Below are 17,112 nucleotides of genomic sequence, written 5' to 3' on the forward strand. Positions count from 1 at the left end.
GCGACGCTGTTTATGCAATGGTCTTGTATGAACGATTGCGGCGCCTAAGGTTTCTTTGTCATCGCGATCAGTAATCAGTAATTAGTACGCAATATTCACCGCCACCAGCGCCAATGCGCTATTTCACTTTTACCTTTAATGCGAATGAAATAATTCATGAAAAAAATTACTCTTGCAGTGGCAATCATCATTACCTGTAGTGCTTCGTTTTCGTACGCAGAAGATGCACCTGTGCCGGATAATGTTGTTAGCTATAACGCCAGTGTGGTGTCTGACTATCGGTTTCGTGGCATTTCACAAACCAGGCTTAAGCCAGCAGTACAAGGTGGTGCCGATTATGCGAACAATCCAACCGGCTTATATGTCGGGACATGGTTGTCGACGCTGAAATGGATCAAAGATGCGGGTGGAAGCGGCAATGTTGAGTGGGACGTTTATGCGGGTAAAAAAGGAAATTTTTCCCAGAACTGGACCTATGATTTGGGTGTATTAACCTACGTTTATCCATCCAATGACTTGCACCCGAACGCGAACACCACCGAAGTCTATGGTCAGGTGGGTTATGGTCCTATGTATCTCAAATATTCCCAAGCGGTTACTAATCTTTTCGGTTTTGCTAACAGCAAGAACAGTGATTACGTGGATGTAGGTGCCAACATTGATGTGACTAACGGCTATGTGGTCAATCTTCACGTTGGTCATCAAACCGTCAAAAATAATTCCGCTTCAAGCTATAACGACTGGAGGATTGGCCTTACAAAAGACTTCGGTATATTGGCGGGTAGTGTGGCGCTGGTCGGGACCGATTCCAAAAGCTATGCCGGACCGGGTCCAGATTATAAGGATCTGGGAAAGACCGCGTTATTGTTGTCTGTGACCAAAACCTTTTGATGTTATGCAATTGATGACAAAATGCCTCTACAATCAGGGGATTGATTTCATTTAATTGCGTGGGCGGCCCCTCAATGCGTCATTGGAGGTGTGTGCTATTGGTTCATTGGTTGATTTGTTGCTGATTTTTTGTTGATTTACTCTCACTACTTATGTCATCCAATTATCCGAATAATAATGATCAACGGCCTGATCCAGACGCATTGCTGGCCCGTATGCAATCCGAACAAATCCACGCAGCACGAGGCAAGCTACGTATCTACTTTGGTGCTTCGGCTGGCGTAGGAAAAACCTATGCAATGCTTTCCGCCGCCCACAAACTCCGCGCTGACGGGCGCGAAGTGTTGGCCGGAGTCATCGAAACCCACGGACGAATCGACACGGCAACTCAGTTAACCGGTTTAGAAGTACTTCCACTAAAACAGCTCACCTATCGCGATAAGCAATTACCGGAATTCGATCTGGATGCTGCGCTAGAGCGCAAGCCATCGCTGATATTAGTCGACGAACTGGCGCATTCCAACGCACCCGGCTCCCGACATCCCAAGCGCTGGCAGGATGTGGAAGAGTTATTGAGTGCGGGTATCGATGTCTTCACCACACTCAATGTCCAGCATCTTGAAAGTCTGAATGACGTAGTTGGCGGTATCACAGGCATTCGGGTGGCGGAGACGTTGCCGGACACCGTATTTGATGCCGCTGATGAAGTGGTACAAGTGGACGTCCCGGCCGATGAGTTGCTGGCCCGATTACGCAGTGGGAAAGTCTATAAATTGCCGCAAGCCGAGCGTGCATCACGCAATTTCTTTCGCAAGGGAAATTTAATTGCCTTGCGGGAGTTGGCATTGCGTCGCACTGCCGATCGTCTTCAAGGTGACGTACAGGCATATCGGGTGGAGAAGTCGATAGGCGCGGTGTGGCAGACTGATGCAGCTTTGCTAGCCTGCGTCGGTCCAACTATTAACGCCGAACACGTGATTCGCAGCACGGCACGACTTGCGACACAATTGAACACCGAGTGGCGAGCAGTGTATGTTGAGACACCACGCCTGCAGCGAATGTCGTCAGCGCGCCGAGAGGCGATTCTGGAGACGCTCAAGCTGGCACAAAGTCTGGGCGCGACCACCGCCGTTTTAGCAGGAAACGATGTCACTCAGGTGATTGCAGATTTTGCGCGGAATCACAATATTTCAAAAATCATCGTTGGACGGAGTCAGTATTACGGTCAATGGCGTTGGCGTTCACTTTGGCCTTTGCAGAGTAATTTTGCGATGCGAATTGCCGCTCAGGCCAAGGACATTGATCTTATTGAGATCGGTCAGCCATCGATCCGGGCGGTCACTAAACAATCATCTTCTGCTACTTCGGCAATCTCTCCATCGCTCCTGAAGCCGAAGCGGATGCTTGAAAAATCGCGCTCTTTGGGATACTACTGGGCGGTTGCGGTCACGATATTGGTTACCCTCCTGGCGACTCCGATTTTGCCGTATTTTGATTTGGCAAATATCGTCATGCTTTATTTACTGGCAGAGGTATTGATCGCGGTGCGTTTTGGGCGTGGTCCAGCTATAACGGTGGCGCTGTTGAGTATTGGCGCATTCGATTTCTTTTTTGTGCCGCCACGGTTTTCGTTTGCTGTCAGCGACTTTCAATATTTGATGACGTTTGCGGTCATGCTGGCAGTCGGTCTGATTATTACGCACCTGACTACCGGTCTACGATATCAAGCACGGGTTGCGTCTTATCGTGAAGCGCGTTCCCGGGCTTTGTTTGAATTTTCCCGCGAACTATCTGGCGCGTTGCAAACTGAGCAGATATTCGAAACCAGCCGAAAATTTTTACAACGTACATTTAACGCTCAGACACTTTTGCTAGTGCCCGATTTGCACGGACGATTACAAGTCACCGTGGCGGAAGATGGAACAAATACGGATCAAAGTCTTCACGACTCAGTTCATAAGTCCCTGGATATCGGAATCGCCCAATGGGCCTTCGATAATGCCAGGAATGCAGGTATCGGCACGGATACCTTGCCAGCCAGTAATTGTCTCTATTTGCCTCTAGTTGCACCAATGCGTACCCGTGGCGTATTGGCAATTCTTCCGCACAGCCGCCGTTGGTTACTCATCCCGGAGCAGCAGCAACAACTCTACACTTTTGGGGCGTTGGCTGCGATTGCTTTAGAGCGCGTGCATTATATTGAAGTAGCCCAGGACGCATTGATCAAGATGGAGTCGGAACGTTTGCGCAATTCATTATTGTCGGCGTTGTCGCACGATCTGCGAACGCCGTTGACCGCATTGATCGGTTTGTCGGAGTCCTTAGTTCTTTCCAGGCCGCCTTTGCAAAGTGCGCAGCAAGGTTTGGCGACCGCGTTGCATGACGAGACCTTGCGCATGAGCGCACTGGTGACCAATTTGCTGGATATGGCCCGCATACAAAGTGGTGAAGTGAAACTCAACTTGCAATGGCAGCCTTTCGAAGAAGTTGTTGGTAGTGCGTTGCGCGCCAGTAGTTCACCGTTGGCCGCGCATCGGGTGGAGATCCGCGTCGCTCACAGCCTGCCGTTGGTTCGTTTCGATGCGGTACTGATTGAACGCGTATTGTGTAATTTATTAGAAAATTCTGCCAAATACTCGCCGCTTGAATCTGTTATTGTGTTGTCCGCAAAGGTGGCAGGGCGCTTCATGTCGGTCACCGTTTCGGATGACGGTCCAGGGCTTCCGACCGGTATGGAAGAGGCCATCTTCGACAAGTTCACGCGTGGTGAGCGCGAGTCGGCGAAGCCCGGCGTTGGATTAGGACTCGCAATTTGCCGTGCGATCGTCGAGGCGCATGGCGGCACTATTGGTGCAAAATCCAGTGCAGAACGCGGTGCCGAATTTACCTTTACTCTGCCGCTCGGCGTGCCACCTAGCATGCCGGATGTTGAAGAAGGTGATTTCAATCCGGTCGAACCATCTATATAAAAGGGCCATCATGAGCCAGCCACAACCCGTAGCGATTCTGGTCGAAGACGAACCACAAATCCGACGCTTCGTGCGTGCGGCGCTGGAGGACGAGGGTTGGCAAATCCATGAGGCCGACACTTTGCACCGAGGATTGATCGACACCGGCACGCGTAAGCCGAATTTGATTATTCTCGATTTGGGTTTGCCAGACGGTGATGGTATTGAATTCATTCTGGATGTCAGAAAATGGTCTAAAGTGCCGATCATCGTGTTATCCGCTCGCGTCAGTGAAAACGACAAGATTAAGGCGTTGGATGCTGGAGCGGATGACTACTTGAGCAAACCTTTTGGAGTCGGCGAGTTGCTGGCCCGGGTGCGGGCCACGTTACGTCGTCAGCATCAGCCTTTAGGGGATGCCGACGGATTGATCCGGTTTGGTGATGTAACGCTGGATCAACAGGCGCGACTGGTTACTAAAGCACAACAACAAGTGCATCTCACGCCAACTGAATATCGTTTATTGACGGTACTAGTGGCGAACGCTGGTCGGGTGGTGACCAATCCGCAGTTATTACGCGAAGTATGGGGACCGTCGCATTCCGAGAGCGGCCACTATTTGCGGATTTACATGGGCCATTTGCGCCAAAAGCTGGAAGACGATCCGGCCCAGCCAAAATATTTGCTGACGGAGACGGCAGTCGGCTACCGGATCATGTTATCCGTGTAAGTGTGGTTTGGTCGCTCTGCAAACCGGATTTTCAGCTAGGCAATTCTCTTGTGTTACTGATGTCTATAAGTCTCTCAATTTTTTTTGCATTTAGTAATTGTCATCGCCAACTGGCAACGTTAAATGGCGGTTTGACCGATGGAAGGCCTGATTGGTTAGAATAGCGTTTTTAATTCTTTTCTAAGAAGATTGCCATGGCCGCTATGACGCAAGACGAAATGAAGCAAGCTGTTGCTCGCGAAGCAATTAAATATGTCGTGGAACGCGACATTGTTGGTGTCGGTACTGGCTCCACTGCGAATTTTTTCATTGATGAACTGGCCAAGATCAAGCATTTGATCAAAGGTGCGGTCGCATCCTCTGAAGCGACAGCTGCCCGCCTGCGTAGTCATGATATTGAAGTATTTGATCTCAATCAGGTGTTGTCAATGCCGGTGTATATCGACGGTGCGGACGAAGTTAACGCGCAGGGCGCGATGATCAAGGGCGGTGGCGCGGCGCTGACGCGTGAGAAAATCGTAGCATCGGTTGCAGAAAAATTTATTTGTATCGCTGACGGCTCTAAACTCGTCAACGTATTGGGTAAATTTCCGCTGCCGGTGGAAGTGATTCCGATGGCGCAGGCGGTGGTAGCACGCAAGCTGGCAAAACTCGGCGGAGAACCGCGCTTGCGCTTCAAGGATGGTATTCCTCTCATCACCGACAACGGCTGCGTCATCATCGATATGCACGGCCTGAAGATCGTGGACCCGATTGCAATGGAAGCCCAGATCAACCAGATCACTGGCGTCGTATCGGTTGGCCTGTTTGCTAAACAAGGCGCAAACGTGTGTTTGCTGGGAACCCCGGAGGGCGTTAAAACGTTGACGTTTTAATGTGTCGATAAGTTGGGTCAGCCGCTGAATGCATTTACATTAGTTTAATTTCAGCCGCAATGAAAAAAGCCTGCAACTTCACAAGTTGCAGGCTTTTTTATCGATAAGAAGGTCAAATCTCTAGCGTCTCTACGTTAGGTCCTTGGCATACTTATTTAAGGCCTCGCCACATTCGGATTATTAATCTTGGTTTCATCGCGTGCAATCACGACACTTAATTGGGCAGGATCAATCCGACTATGGAACGCCTTATTGATCTGGTCGAGTGTCAATGCGCTGATTTTGTCTTCAAGTTGCTTACTCCATGCGTACGTTCGGTCTAGATCCAATAAGCGCACCCAGCCGGCACCGACTGCACCATCTTGCGCCCGGGCCTGAACGTTTTCTTGCAATATGCCGGATTTTGCGCGGGTCAGTTCGTCGGCAGTGAAGCCATCTTTACGAACGCGCGCCAACTCTTCCTTCACCCCTAGATCGACTTTGGAGAGATTTTGTGGAGCGGCGATCGCCTGAATGCTGAAGCTTGCAGCGCGGCTGATGGCGCTGATGCCGAGTGAAGAGCCGACGCTATAGGACAAACCATCTTTTTGGCGTATCCGGTCAGCTAGACGAGACTTCAGGCTGCCGCCTCCAAACAAGTAATTCGCCACCAACAGAGCAGGATAGTCAGGATCACTGTCGCGCATATCCAGATTCATGCGGGCAATATAGACGCCGTTTTCTTTATCTGGCGTATTGATGACCTCTGCAATCGGCGCGACATCAAAGTTTTTCCGTATCACGCGCTGGTATGGCGAGGCACTTTTCCAGTTGCCGAATTCGGCCTGAACCGTCTTAGAGATGGGTATTGGGTCGAAATCCCCGACGATGGCGATTTCACTGTGTGACGCGCCATAAAATGCCTTGTGAAAAGCAATCACCTGTTCCAGAGTGACCGCTTTGATGTTTGCGATCTTCTCGTCAACGGTGGGTGCAGACAACCAGTCACCTTTTGGATATAAATTGAAATGTTGCGCCATTGCTTCTGCTGCGCGGCTATCGGGATTGTTGCGCGAAGCCTCAAGGCCAACGAGCACTTCCTTGCGCAAACGCTCAAATTCAAGGGGATCAAAACGCGGGTGCTGAAATACATCGGCAACCAGCGCCAGCGCGCCGGGAAGATCACTACGCGTTGTCTCAAATTGATAGAGGCTGCCGCTCACCTTAAGCTTGGAAAAAGCATCTGCTAATTGCTGGCGGTTAAGTGTTGTGCTGCCGCGGCGCAGCATTGCACCGGTCATATCCGAGACAGCATTCTTATCGAATAGCGTTTTTTCATCACCCCAATTTAATTTTATGTGGACTGAAACGGTCTCGCCACGGGTTTTCTTCGGTAGCATCGCCAATTTCATATCGCCGAAAGTTTGATGCTGCGTACGTGCATCAATATTCGCCTGCGAAGGATCGAAAATTTCTCCGCTTGCCAGCCCTTGCTGCGGCTTGTAATCTTTTAGTATCTCGGCCAGCGCAGGTGCAGCCGGTACCTCGGCGCGCTGCGGTGGATCGTTTGGTTGAAAGATGCCGACAGTACGATTGTCGCGTTTAAAATATTTGGCCGCAACTTCTGCAACCTGTGCTGATGTGACTTGCTTAAGTTGGTCGCGCCCTAAAAAAAGCAAGCGCCAGTCACCCAGCGCAATGGCGCTCGACATGGCAACCCCAATTTGCTGTGGATCGTTCATCAAGTTTTCATAACCGTTGGCTGTGTTTCGTTTTATACGGTCCATTTCTTCAGCGGTTGGGGGCGTAGTTGAAAAACTTTCGATGGCGTCTACCAAGGCTGCGCGAACCGGTTCAATTGGCTCATTTTTTTTCACGACCGCAGCGATGACCAATAATCCCGGTGCATAACCGGTCATTTCATAATTGAATACCGATGTCGCCTTGCCTGTTTCGACCAAGGCTTTGTAAAGCCGCCCGTTTGGGGTGTCGGCCAGAATGCTCGCTGCGAAAGATATCGCGTTGCTGTCCGGGTGCAATTCGCTCGGTACTTTGTACGCCACGGCGACGATTTGTATGTCACCTTCACGCCGGATGACAAAGCTGCGCTCACCATCCTGCGTTGGTTCCACGGTCCAGAACTCAGGTAATTTACGGCTTGGTTTCGGCAGTTTTCCAAAGGCCTCGTTTACCCAGGTCAGCGCCTTTTCAGTGTCGAATTTGCCCGAAATGAGTAGTACCGCATTATCTGGCTGGTAATAGGTGCGATAGAACGCTTGCAGATTTTCGATCTTGACGCTCTCCACATCACTGCGGTTGCCGATAGTGGGTTTGCCATAACTATGCCAGTCAAAAGCGACGCCTTGCATGCGTTTAAACAAGACGCTGACTGGAGAGTTTTCCCCTTTCTCAAATTCATTACGAACAACGGTCATTTCACTATCGAGATCTTTTCGAGCGACAAAAGAATGCAGCATCCGATCCGCTTCAAGGTCGATGGCCCATTTCAGATTGTCATCGCTCGCTTGCGAAAATTCGTAGTAATTGGTGCGGTCAAGCGAAGTAGTGCCGTTGAAAGACATACCGCGTTGGCCGAAATCTTTTGGAATGGTCGGATGCGTTGGCGTGCCTTTGAACATCATGTGTTCCAGCAAATGCGCCATCCCGGTTTCACCATAATTTTCCTGACGCGAACCGACCAGATACGTCATATTGACGGTCACCGTTGGCTTGGTGGCATCTGGTAGCAACAACAATTTGAAGCCATTACTGAAACGGTATTCGGTGATACCTTCGGCTGAGGGGCCTTTGGTGATGTTGGCGAATTGGGTGATCTTTGCATCACTGGTCGGCAATGTCTGTGCTTCTGCAAAATAGGGCGTTACAAGCAACATCACGGTGAGTGTTAGCGCGCCAGACGATGCACGCGTCAGCAATCCAGGAATACGTCTGAAGATGTTCGCGGTTGCAGTATCAGCGAATAATGTCGAATGATGAATTTGAGGGAATAAATGCATGACGTTTTCGATCAGTTAGAGGCGTGATGGACGGGAGACGGGACGACACGATTGGTGCATGTTGTTCGGTGAGCTGATGCGTGCTGGCGGTAGCGCTGAGACAAAAAATTAAGCAACGTCAATGCCCAGCTATTACAACGAAATTCAACATCAATAAGCCGCTATCAATACATGGATTGATGACTGTATTCACATCGGGTGATGTTAATGCTACCACTTTCCGGGATCAAAAAACTGATCGGCCAAATGGTAGCGGGGAAGGGAGCGTCGTTACGAAACGAGTTTATTCTGTCGGTGGAACGTAACCGACGGCGGCATCTGCGCCGTTGCCGAAGAAATGATTTTCCATTTGTGTCGCAAGATATTTACGTGCACGAATGTCAGCCAGGTTCAGGCGATTTTCATTCACCAGCATCGTTTGATGCTTCAGCCATCCAGCCCATGCTTCTTTTGAAACGCTTTCAAAAATACGCTTGCCCAGTTCACCCGGATACGGTGGGAAATCCAATCCTTCAGCTTCTTTATCGAGTTTGATGCAATGAATAGTACGTGCCATGATTTTCCTTGTTTGTTACCTGTGAGTATCAGCGCCCACTCCGGCCTGAATGCCTGAGTGTGGCGATAAATGAGAGTCAGCGGTTAAAGTTGCTTACATTAAAGTTGTTTAATCAGTACCAATGATTTACGTTGCCAGTTATACATATGTTGACGATTTTTCGGTAAGTCGTCGACTGTCGCGCTGACAAAGCCGCGCCGCAAAAACCAATGTGAAGTTCGTGTAGTCAATACGAATAGTTTGGTCAGGCCAGCGGCGCGCGCTCGGCTTTCCATATGTTTCAGAATTTTCTCACCGTCGCCCTGCGCTTGCACTTCCGGATTAACCGTCAGACAAGCCATCTCTCCCATTTTTTCATCTGGGAAAGGGTACAACGCTGCGCAGCCAAACAGCACGCCATCATGGTCGATGACAGAGAAATAATGGATTTCGCGCTCAATCAGTTCGCGGCCGCGCTTGACCAGCGTGCCATCGGCTTCCAGTGGTTCGATCAATTTCAGGATACCGCCGACGTCCTCAATCGTTGCTTCACGCAAGCTTTCCAGATTCTCGTAAGTAATCATGGTGCCAATACCATCATGCGTAAATAATTCAAGCAACGCCGAACCATCAGTCGCAAACGGTACGATGTGCGCACGTGGCACGCCAGCGTTGCAGGATTTGATGGCGTGCTGCAAGTAGAAGGCTGAATCGGACGGCAGACAACCGCTTTCGAGCACTGCCTGCGCCTGATGAGACGATAGTTCTCGGATTTCAGTTCCTGCGGCGTCTTTCAGTAACGGCGTTTCGCTGATGAAGATCAATTTCTCGGCGCGCAGTGAAATGGCAGCGGCGACCGCAACATCTTCCATGGTCAGATTAAATGCTTCACCAGTCGGCGAAAAACCCAATGGCGAGAGCAGAACCAGATTACCCGCGCTCAAAATAGGGTGGATGGTTTCGTAGGCGATCTTACGCACCACGCCAGTCAATTGAAGGTCTGCACCATCAATCACGCCTAGTGGTCGCGCTGTCACAAAGTTGCCTGAAATAATCCTGATGGCGGCGTGCGCCATGGGGGTATTTGGCAAGCCCTGACTAAATGCCGCTTCGATATCGAGCCGTAATTCGCCCGCGGCTTCTTTTGCGCATTCCAATGCCGCGATGTCGGTGATCCGCAAGCCGTTAGAAAAGCGCGTTTCAACATTGCGTAGTGTCAATTGTTCTTCAACCTGCGGTCGTGAGCCATGCACAATCACAATTTTGATACCTAACGCGTGCAGTAACGACAGATCTTGTGCAAGCACGGGTAAGGCCCCAGCCATGACTAACTCGCCCGGAAAGGCGATCACAAAGGTCTTGCCGCGAAAGGCATGAATGTAGGGCGCGACAGAGCGCAGCCACTGGACGAATTCGGAGGTGTTTTCCATGGTGTGCATTATATACATACAGTGGCACTGAGCACACTTTGTCCCAGCAGGATTGATGTGAAAGTACGCCATCGGCGTTGGGCTTTCCTTGCCACCTCGGCGGCCCCGTACTATCGTACTGTCTTCGTCGGCCCGCCTTGCTGGGACAAGATTACGTCAATACTATAATTTTGCATTGGCATAAACCCGTCCTGTGACCTTGATTGCAATAGAAGTAACTCTTATGTTTCTGGTAATTTTAGCAATTAATGGTGTAATTCGACTGTTCATAAGAATTTGCGATGATAGTTTCTGTGACCGTTAAAATCCTGTCGGCAAGTGAAGATGTGATCTCTTCTATATCATAGAGTTGTCCAGGAATAAGTTGTATAAATTGAAAGTAAAAAATGAACGCGGTCGATTATCAGGTATTAAATAGCGCGGTGAGTTGGTTGCGACAGGGCAAGCGCGTCACATTGGTGACGGTAGTGCGCAATTGGGGATCGGCACCGCGTCCACTTGGATCGCTGTTCGCCATCACTTCCGAAGGTGATTTTACCGGATCGGTATCGGGTGGCTGTGTCGAGGATGATTTAATGGCGCGTTTTGCCGCATCCTTTCCAGAAAAAATTGAAGTCGTGCGCTACGGCATTACTGCCGAACAGGTGCGCCGGTTCGGTTTGCCATGTGGTGGCACACTCGAACTAGTGGTCGAACCGCTTGTTAATGCAGCCGCACTGGAACCGTTGCTGGAGGCGGTTGCATCCCGACGGTTGGTGCAAAGGCGGCTTAATCTTATTAGTGGCGTGGCGGTCATCGAGCCAGCAACTGCCGACTTTACGGTGCGTTTTGGCGATAATGAATTGGTTCATGTGTTCGGTCCGCATTGGCGTTTACTGATTATTGGCGCCGGTCAGGTATCAGAATATCTGGCGCAAATGGCGCCAGCGCTAGATTTTTCGGTCTATTTAAATGATCCGCGTGAAGAGCAACGGCGCAACTGGCAAACCAATGAGCAGGCTAATGGAAACACACACATAATCTCAGCGGCTTCTGCCGTTGAATGGCTTGAAGGCATGCCGGATGACGCGGTGCATGCATTTGCACCAGATAAACGGACCGTGATCGTAGCGCTCAGTCATGATCCAAAGGTAGATGATATGGCATTGATGGAAGCGTTGAAAACCGATGCGTTTTACGTCGGAGCAATCGGTTCTATGGCCAGCACCATTGCGCGCAAGGCGCGTTTGCTGACGCTGGATGTGACACAGGAAGAAGTGGATCGCTTACACGCCCCAATCGGTCTGCCGATTTTTAGTCGTTCTCCAGCGGAAATCGCGGTCTCGGTACTAGCGGAGCTGGTCGCCTTGCGCAATTGCGATGTTGTGGCGAGGTCTGTGTCAAGTTGTGCGATTGGTGCGCCGCTCGAAGAAAAGGTTGTTTCTTCGTAACGAAGGCACGATTACCTGCGCCGTGGATTCTCTCGTTTGTGACCGCTTTTCGCGAAGCGGTTGCTGCGTAGGCGTGCTGCGCTCTGTATAATTCTTATCCCATGCCAGTATCAGAATCCAATAAACCAATGCGGCCCGCAGATTCACGCCGGCCGCCACGCTCTGAAGCCCCTCCGCGTCAGGAAAATTCATCACGTCCGGCGCAATCACCTGCACCAAGTTCGATATCCGGACCTGTTCCCGTCACTATCAGCGCTGATTCAAATCGACCCCGACGTTCTGAAGGTCGTTTGCCGCGGGAAGCAAGACCGCGAACCGCACCGGAACGCAATCCACTGCCGCCGATCATATTTCCAGAGGAATTGCCTGTATCGGGCAGACGCGCTGAAATTGCTGAAGCTTTGCTGGCTAACCAGGTCATTATTGTCTGCGGTGAAACCGGATCAGGGAAAACCACGCAGTTACCGAAGATATGTCTTGAATTAGGTCGTGGTCTCAATGGTTTGATTGGGCATACGCAGCCGCGCCGGATTGCTGCGTCGTCGACAGCTAAGCGGATTGCGCAGGAACTGGGATCGCCGTTGGGCGAGCACGTTGGTTTTAAAGTGCGTTTTAACGATACGTTGACCAAAGGTGCGTGGGTCAAGCTGATGACTGACGGGATATTGCTGGCCGAAACGCAGACCGATCCGATGTTGCGGCAATATGACACTATCATCATTGATGAGGCGCACGAGCGCAGTCTTAACATCGATTTTCTGCTCGGATACCTGAAGCAATTACTACCCAAACGGCCTGATCTGAAGTTGATCATTACTTCAGCGACGATTGATGCTGATCGTTTTGCGCGTCATTTTGGTCACGGTGATAAATTGGCACCCGTGATAGAAGTATCTGGACGCTTGTACGAAGTGGAGGTGCGTTACCGGCCGGTCGATAACGCGGATCGTAGCGGCGTTAATCCGTCGACTACAGCGGCAAGGCCGGGTGGTGCGTCAAGTACGCCCAATGCAGCACACAACGCAGCTCCGAACGCAGCACAGCGCGACCGTGATCAACGCGATTTGATGGATGCGGTGGTTGATGCCGTTGATGAACTGGCGCGGGTTGGTTCTGGTGATGTGTTGGTATTTTTACCCGGCGAGCGGGAGATTCGCGACGCTGCCGAAGCATTACGCAAACATCATCCGCCGCATGTAGAGATTTTGCCGTTGTTTGCGCGTTTATCGGCGCAGGAACAAGAGCGGGTATTTAAGGTATCGAATGCCCGCCGCATTGTCCTCGCGACCAACGTAGCTGAAACCTCGCTCACTGTTCCCGGTATTCGTTACGTGGTCGATGCCGGTTTGGCACGTGTTAAACGTTATAGTTATCGCAATAAGGTTGAGCAATTACAGATTGAACCGATTGCCCAATCGGCGGCGAATCAGCGCGCAGGGCGTTGTGGTCGGGTGGCTGCGGGTGTGTGTATTCGTCTATACGAAGAACGCGACTATCTTCAACGTCCAAAATTTACCGAACCGGAAATCATGCGATCGTCGCTGGCTTCGGTGATTTTGCGGATGAAATCGTTGCATTTGACCGATGTTGAAACGTTTCCCTTCATTGAGCCGCCGCCGGGACGTGCCATTGCCGACGGTTATCAATTGTTGCAGGAACTTGGCGCGGTTGATGACAATAATCAGTTGACCAAAACTGGGCGCGAATTGGCAAAATTACCGCTCGATCCACGCGTTGGCGGCATGATATTGGCATCGCTGGATAACGTTTGTCTATCCGAAATGCTGATCATTGCATCGGCAGTATCGGTCCAGGATCCGCGTGATCGACCGATGGATGCGCAAGCTGCCGCTGATCAGGCACATAAGAAATTCGCCGATGAAAAATCCGAATTCCAAAGCTATTTAAAAATCTGGAAATGGTTTGAAGAAGCCATCGAGCACAAGAAAACCAATCGCCAGTTGCAGGATAATTGTCGTGCTAACTTCCTGTCGCAATTACGATTGCGGGAATGGCGCGATGTTCACTCGCAACTGTTGACCATCGTGAGGGAACAAGGCTGGCGACTAAACGAAGCGCCAGCAACTTACGATAATTTGCACACGGCGTTGTTGACCGGGTTGTTGGGTAACGTTGGCTTTAAGGCTGACGACGATCCGCATTATCTGGGCGCACGCGGCATCAAGTTTCATATCTGGCCGGGATCTTCATTAACGAAAAAAGCCGGAAAGTGGGTGATGGCGTCGGAACTGGTCGATACTACGCGCTTGTATGCGCGTTGCGTTTCTCAGATTCAGCCGGAATGGCTGGAAAAAGTCGGCGCGCATTTACTGAAAAAATCCTACGGCGAACCGCGCTGGGAAAAGCGTATGGCGCAGGTTTCTGCCTCAGAGCGCGCAACACTTTATGGGTTGGTGGTGTATAGCCAGCGGCGGATTAATTTCGGCCTGATCAATCCTAAAGAGGCGCGGGAGATTTTTATTCGTGATGCGCTGGTCGGCGGCGAATATGACACGCGTGCACCCTTTTTTGCCCACAACCAAAAACTGATCCGTGAGATCGAAAATCTGGAACATAAGTCGCGACGTCTGGATGTGCTGGTCGACGAAGAGCTGATTGCGGCGTTTTACGACAAGCTGATTCCGGTCGATATTTGCAATGGTATTACCTTTGAGAAATGGCTTAAGGATACGACGCATAAAAATCCGACCTTGCTCTATTTGAATCGCGACGATTTGATGCGTCATGAAGCGGCGGGTATCACGACGGATTTGTTTCCCAAGGTGATGCGGGTTGCCGGTATTGAGATGGGATTGTCGTATCACTTTGAGCCCGGCACACCGCGGGATGGCGTTACGCTGACCGTCCCGCTCTATGCATTAAATCAGGTGTACGTTGATCGGTGCGATTGGCTGGTAACCGGGATGCTGAAAGAGAAAGTGCATCTGCTGTTGAAATCGTTGCCGCAAAAAATACGTCGTAACTGCGTGCCGCTGCCTGACTATGCTGCCGGATTTTGTGAGCGGATTCAGGCGCGTAGTGCCTTCGGCCACGGCAATTTGCTGGACGCATTGATTGCTGACGTACGCGCTGAAACGACCGTCGCGGTGCGAATCTCCGACTTTAAGGTGGAGACTTTGCCAGCGCACCATACGATGAATTTCAAAGTCATCGACGAGCATGGCAGGCAACTTGATATGGGCCGTAATCTTGCTGCGCTTCAAGCTGAATTGGGCGGACAGGCGCGTGAGAGTTTTCAGAAGCTGGCTGAAAAGACCGGGGTTGTTTCAAGCGAAATAGCTGCCACACATGCCGGGCTTGTCACCCCTCCAGCGTCATCAAGCCACGCTGCGGCTTCGCAAGGTGCGACTAAAGTGGTGTCGGCAAACACGGGTGCACAGACTGGCACCAGCGTCGCTGCTTATAGCAATTTGACCAGTTGGAGTTTTGGAGAGTTGCCAGAACTACTGGAAATCCAGCAAGGCAAACAGACGTTGATTGGTTTTCCGGCGCTTGTCGATAAGATCACTTATTGTGACCTGGAAGTCTTTGATGATCCGAATGAAGCGGTGCGCATCCATCGACTGGGTTTGCGTCGTTTATTTGCGCTTCAGCTGAAGGAACAACTTAAATTTCTTGAAAAAAATATTCCCGGTTTACAGCAAATGGGAATGCAGTTTATGGCTCTTGGATCGCAGGAAGAATTGCGTGACCAGATTATCTGGGCCGGACTGGAGCGCGCCTGTCTGCAAGCGCCGCTGCCGATGAATGCTGCACAATTCACGCAACGTAAGGATGAGGGCAAATCTCGTCTTGGTTTGCTATGCAACGAAATTGCACGATTAACCGCATTGATATTGGTTGAATATCACGGATTGCCGAAAAAGTTACAAGGCGCTAAAGCGCAAACGGCGGCAGTTGCAGATATTCAGGCGCAAATAATGGGTTTGGTGAACAAGCGTTTTATTGCTGAAAACGATTATGCGAATTTAACGCATTTTCCGCGCTATCTGAAGGCAATTAGTGTGCGTTTGGAGAAGTTGCGCGCTGAGCCTAGTCGCGATGCGCGTTCGCTAACTGAATGGTCGCAGGTCGCAACACCTTGGCAACGGGCGCAAAAAGAGCGGCAAGGGAAGGGCGTCGATCCAAAAATGCAGGAATTTCGCTGGATGCTGGAGGAGCTGCGCGTCTCGCTATTTGCGCAGGAACTAAAAACACCGATGCCGGTTTCAGTCAAACGGCTGCAAAAAGTATGGGAGACAATGCAGCGGTAAGCGCATTGCTAACTAAGCTGCAAGGCGCTGATGGACGGGATCAACGTCATTGTAATGACAGGGAAGTTGCCTGCGTGACGGTGGTACGTTGGGTGCCTCAACACTTTGTGGTCGAAGAGCGCCGTTGATTCGCGTAAAATTGCGCAAACATATTTTATCTATTTCGCTATTTTCATTACTGAAATTGTCGATTAATCAGTTTAATCTTGGTACGTTAGGCTAACGTCTGGCATCTCCGTACATTGTGGTAATTTTGTGGCGGCATTGCTGCCCTACGACTGAAAAAGATTAATAATTGCTCCACCATTTCTGGTTTGAAGTTGCACTACCTTTACAAAGAAGAGAACACTATGGCTATCAAATCCGATAAATGGATCCGTCGCATGGCGCAGGAAACCGGCATGATCGAGCCGTTCTCGCCCACGCAGGTGCGTGAAGAAAATGGTAATAAAATCGTCTCATACGGCACTTCGTCCTACGGCTACGATATTCGTTGCGCCAATGAATTCAAGATTTTTACCAATATCAATTCGACCATTGTAGACCCGAAGAATTTCGATGAAAAATCATTTGTCGATTTCGTCGGTGACGTTTGTATCATTCCACCAAATTCGTTTGCGTTGGCGCGTACCATCGAATATTTTCGTATTCCAAGGAGCGTCCTGACGATCTGTTTAGGCAAGTCGACTTACGCCCGTTGCGGCATCATTGTCAATGTGACGCCATTCGAGCCAGAGTGGGAAGGTTACGTGACACTGGAATTTTCCAATACGACGCCATTGCCAGCAAAAATTTATGCAGGCGAAGGTTGTGCACAGGTCTTGTTCTTTGAGAGCGATGAAGTGTGCGAAACGTCTTACAAGGATCGCGGCGGCAAATATCAGGGCCAGCAAGGCGTCACATTACCTAAAGCTTAACCTGCATAGGTTGTTTGCGTTGATTACCGCGCTGCTGACTAAGTTGATGACTAAGTTGATGACTGTGCGATAGGTTGGCGCAGTCA

Annotated in this window: 11 protein-coding genes; 8 read left to right on the plus strand and 3 right to left on the minus strand. The window is 50.5% G+C overall.

The window, feature by feature from the left end; all coding sequences use genetic code 11:
- The first annotated feature begins 156 nt into the window (after positions 1-156).
- The 4 genes from RGU75_RS12605 (at position 157) to rpiA (ending at position 5,444) form a co-directional block, all read left to right on the plus strand.
- On the plus strand, positions 157-891 hold the full coding sequence (locus RGU75_RS12605; protein WP_322236407.1) for a TorF family putative porin: 735 nt from the start codon (positions 157-159) through the stop codon (positions 889-891).
- Positions 892-1,043: 152 nt separating this feature from the next.
- Positions 1,044-3,860, plus strand: coding sequence for a DUF4118 domain-containing protein (locus tag RGU75_RS12610; RefSeq protein WP_322236409.1), 2,817 nt, complete (start codon positions 1,044-1,046; stop codon positions 3,858-3,860).
- Positions 3,861-3,870: 10 nt separating this feature from the next.
- The gene (gene kdpE, locus RGU75_RS12615; protein ID WP_322236411.1) at positions 3,871-4,569 is read left to right on the plus strand and encodes a two-component system response regulator KdpE; all 699 of its coding nucleotides are present in this window, start codon (positions 3,871-3,873) and stop codon (positions 4,567-4,569) included.
- A gap of 203 nt (positions 4,570-4,772) precedes the next feature.
- The gene (gene rpiA / locus RGU75_RS12620; RefSeq protein ID WP_322240492.1) at positions 4,773-5,444 is read left to right on the plus strand and encodes a ribose-5-phosphate isomerase RpiA; all 672 of its coding nucleotides are present in this window, start codon (positions 4,773-4,775) and stop codon (positions 5,442-5,444) included.
- Between the two features lie 155 nt (positions 5,445-5,599).
- On the opposite strand, the gene RGU75_RS12625 is transcribed toward rpiA, so the two are convergent.
- The 3 genes from RGU75_RS12625 to argA form a co-directional block, all read right to left on the minus strand.
- Positions 5,600-8,317, minus strand: a complete 2,718-nt coding sequence (locus RGU75_RS12625; protein WP_416186865.1) for a M16 family metallopeptidase — start codon at positions 8,315-8,317, stop codon at positions 5,600-5,602.
- Positions 8,318-8,723: 406 nt separating this feature from the next.
- On the minus strand, positions 8,724-8,996 hold the full coding sequence (locus tag RGU75_RS12630; protein ID WP_322236415.1) for an oxidative damage protection protein: 273 nt from the start codon (positions 8,994-8,996) through the stop codon (positions 8,724-8,726).
- A 98-nt stretch (positions 8,997-9,094) separates the two neighbouring features.
- The gene (argA, locus tag RGU75_RS12635; RefSeq protein WP_322236416.1) at positions 9,095-10,405 is read right to left on the minus strand and encodes an amino-acid N-acetyltransferase; all 1,311 of its coding nucleotides are present in this window, start codon (positions 10,403-10,405) and stop codon (positions 9,095-9,097) included.
- 386 nt (positions 10,406-10,791) lie between these two features.
- Between argA and RGU75_RS12640 the strand changes: the two genes are divergently transcribed.
- The 4 genes from RGU75_RS12640 to dcd all read left to right on the plus strand — a co-directional run bounded on the left by RGU75_RS12640 (position 10,792) and on the right by dcd (position 17,026).
- Entirely contained in the window at positions 10,792-11,835 is a 1,044-nt protein-coding gene (locus RGU75_RS12640; RefSeq protein ID WP_322236418.1) for an XdhC family protein, read from the plus strand.
- Between the two features lie 128 nt (positions 11,836-11,963).
- Positions 11,964-16,109, plus strand: a complete 4,146-nt coding sequence (gene hrpA / locus RGU75_RS12645; protein WP_322236420.1) for an ATP-dependent RNA helicase HrpA — start codon at positions 11,964-11,966, stop codon at positions 16,107-16,109.
- Entirely contained in the window at positions 16,088-16,237 is a 150-nt protein-coding gene (locus RGU75_RS12650; RefSeq protein ID WP_322236422.1) for a hypothetical protein, read from the plus strand. Before hrpA ends, RGU75_RS12650 begins: the two co-directional genes overlap by 22 nt.
- Positions 16,238-16,459: 222 nt before the next feature.
- The gene (gene dcd, locus RGU75_RS12655; protein WP_322236424.1) at positions 16,460-17,026 is read left to right on the plus strand and encodes a dCTP deaminase; all 567 of its coding nucleotides are present in this window, start codon (positions 16,460-16,462) and stop codon (positions 17,024-17,026) included.
- The last annotated feature ends 86 nt before the right edge of the window (positions 17,027-17,112 follow it).

The organism is Glaciimonas sp. CA11.2, from assembly GCF_034314045.1.
GTDB lineage: Bacteria > Pseudomonadota > Gammaproteobacteria > Burkholderiales > Burkholderiaceae_D > Glaciimonas.

Bases quoted from the DNA above. Each gene is read 5' to 3' on its own strand.
- RGU75_RS12625 (WP_416186865.1), bottom strand. From the start codon at position 8,317: ATGTTGCTTGTAACGCCCTATTTTGCAGAAGCACAGACATTGCCGACC.
- RGU75_RS12610 (WP_322236409.1), top strand. From the start codon at position 1,044: ATGTCATCCAATTATCCGAATAATAATGATCAACGGCCTGATCCAGAC.
- RGU75_RS12630 (WP_322236415.1), bottom strand. From the start codon at position 8,996: ATGGCACGTACTATTCATTGCATCAAACTCGATAAAGAAGCTGAAGGA.
- RGU75_RS12650 (WP_322236422.1), top strand. From the start codon at position 16,088: ATGGGAGACAATGCAGCGGTAAGCGCATTGCTAACTAAGCTGCAAGGC.
- hrpA (WP_322236420.1), top strand. From the start codon at position 11,964: ATGCGGCCCGCAGATTCACGCCGGCCGCCACGCTCTGAAGCCCCTCCG.
- RGU75_RS12640 (WP_322236418.1), top strand. From the start codon at position 10,792: ATGAACGCGGTCGATTATCAGGTATTAAATAGCGCGGTGAGTTGGTTG.
- rpiA (WP_322240492.1), top strand. From the start codon at position 4,773: ATGACGCAAGACGAAATGAAGCAAGCTGTTGCTCGCGAAGCAATTAAA.
- RGU75_RS12605 (WP_322236407.1), top strand. From the start codon at position 157: ATGAAAAAAATTACTCTTGCAGTGGCAATCATCATTACCTGTAGTGCT.
- argA (WP_322236416.1), bottom strand. From the start codon at position 10,405: ATGGAAAACACCTCCGAATTCGTCCAGTGGCTGCGCTCTGTCGCGCCC.
- dcd (WP_322236424.1), top strand. From the start codon at position 16,460: ATGGCTATCAAATCCGATAAATGGATCCGTCGCATGGCGCAGGAAACC.
- kdpE (WP_322236411.1), top strand. From the start codon at position 3,871: ATGAGCCAGCCACAACCCGTAGCGATTCTGGTCGAAGACGAACCACAA.